This is a genomic window from Ruegeria sp. AB8, assembly GCF_056542605.1.
In genome coordinates this window covers 1-1,507 of sequence record NZ_JBQGAB010000085.1, presented here as the reverse complement: position 1 = coordinate 1,507, position 1,507 = coordinate 1, and the positions used below count along the sequence as shown (strand labels likewise).

The window sequence follows — 1,507 nt, the reverse complement described above, 5'->3', positions numbered from 1 at the left end:
ACGTGGTGACCGCGTAGACCTTTCAGAAGTCTGGGTTCTATTTCAGAAAATGAGAAATCGGTTCGTCCTCCGACCATGGCGCGAGTCGCATCTGAAACGAGTATCTCGCCTGCCGCACCAACCGTGGTTATGCGTGAAGCTTTGTTGACCACAGTGCCAAAAAAATCTCCACGAGATTGCACGACATCACCAGTGTGAATTCCAATCCGGACACCGAAAGACGGCTCCTCGGAAGCCGATGCAATAGCCTTCTGAATCTTGACAGCGGCCGTTAGCGCTTCCTTCGCGGACGGAAAGACGGACAACGTTCCGTCTCCAAGGGATTTCACGAACTGGCCATGATACTTTTCAATGATCGCCGCCAAGACTTGGAAGTGGTTTTCGATCAGCACCGACCAACGCTGATCGCCCAACGCCTCCGCCAACGTTGTGCTGCCCTCCACATCAGTGAAAAGTACTGAAGCCAAACCTTCGGTTTGGATCAGCTCGGGTCCATCTTCGCGCGCAGCATCAACCAGTTTTTGGATGGCCAGCTGCTGTTTACCCACGAGTTCAATATTTGGAGTTGGCACCGAAGCGTGGCGATTGATGATCTTCCAGGCTGCTCCCTCCAGGACAAAAATCAGAACGGTGCGGTAGAAGACGGCTTCATCAAAGCCGACAAACTGAATCTTGTGGACGAAGGACGACCATCCCGTTTCTCCGTTTTCGAAGGCCTCAGCTTCAACTTCTTCGAAAACGACGGGAGCCGGGATCTCCGCAAAAAATCCGCTAACCCCATCGCGAACTGCTTGCCCGCTCCAGAACTCACCTTCGCCTGTCCCAACGAACCTTAGTTCATCTGATTTCGAGAGATAGTTCCGTAATTCGTCAGTATTCTTCTTGGTTCTGAGTATTTCATACCAACGCCTCGAAACTGCCAGCAGTTCAGGTGAGGAACGTATCATCAAAAATAACTCGAGACGCTAAATGGAATGAGACTTACAAGGTCTTGCAACCGGTATCTCCATTTTTCGAAAGATACAGGTCAATGCTGCCGCTGAAGTTTGGTCAGATCAAGACTTTTGTATTTCTCCAGAACGGAGCGCATAAGACGCAGATCAAAAGACGCACGTCGGTTCAGAGCGAACTATCGACGGAGTTTCTGAGTTCGAGTCCGGATCACAGGGTATCGAATCGTTTCGCTGTCGGAGAGCTACTCGACGCTGTACTGACCCGCAAAATAAGATGCATGAGTGTATCGGGCACACGCTAAGCTAGAAGGTTCCCAGAACTACGCGGTGAATTTCGAAGTGCAGCAAGCGCCGTCTTGACATGGCTATGCGAACTGGTTCAGCTTGCGGTCATGACGTACACACGCATCCACTGCCATCGAATATCGGCCTGAGGTCGATAACCCACGCAAAATCCGTGGGAGGCAGCATTGGTATGCGGGCGAGGCTTATATCCTTGTAATTGCTCCAGATTAGAGTGCACGAGTCGGTTCGATTCCGACGCCTCCTACCAT

Annotated in this window: 1 protein-coding gene and 1 tRNA gene; one reads left to right on the top strand and one right to left on the bottom strand. The window is 51.3% G+C overall.

The genetic code is table 11. From position 1 onward, the window contains the following. On the bottom strand, positions 1-947 hold a 947-nt coding region (locus ACR0CG_RS23805), incomplete at its 3' end, for an adenylate/guanylate cyclase domain-containing protein (RefSeq protein ID WP_480527975.1). Between the two features lie 465 nt (positions 948-1,412). Here ACR0CG_RS23805 and ACR0CG_RS23800 point away from each other — a divergent pair. Continuing rightward, positions 1,413-1,506 (top strand) — tRNA-OTHER (locus tag ACR0CG_RS23800). Position 1,507: the final 1 nt, after the last annotated feature.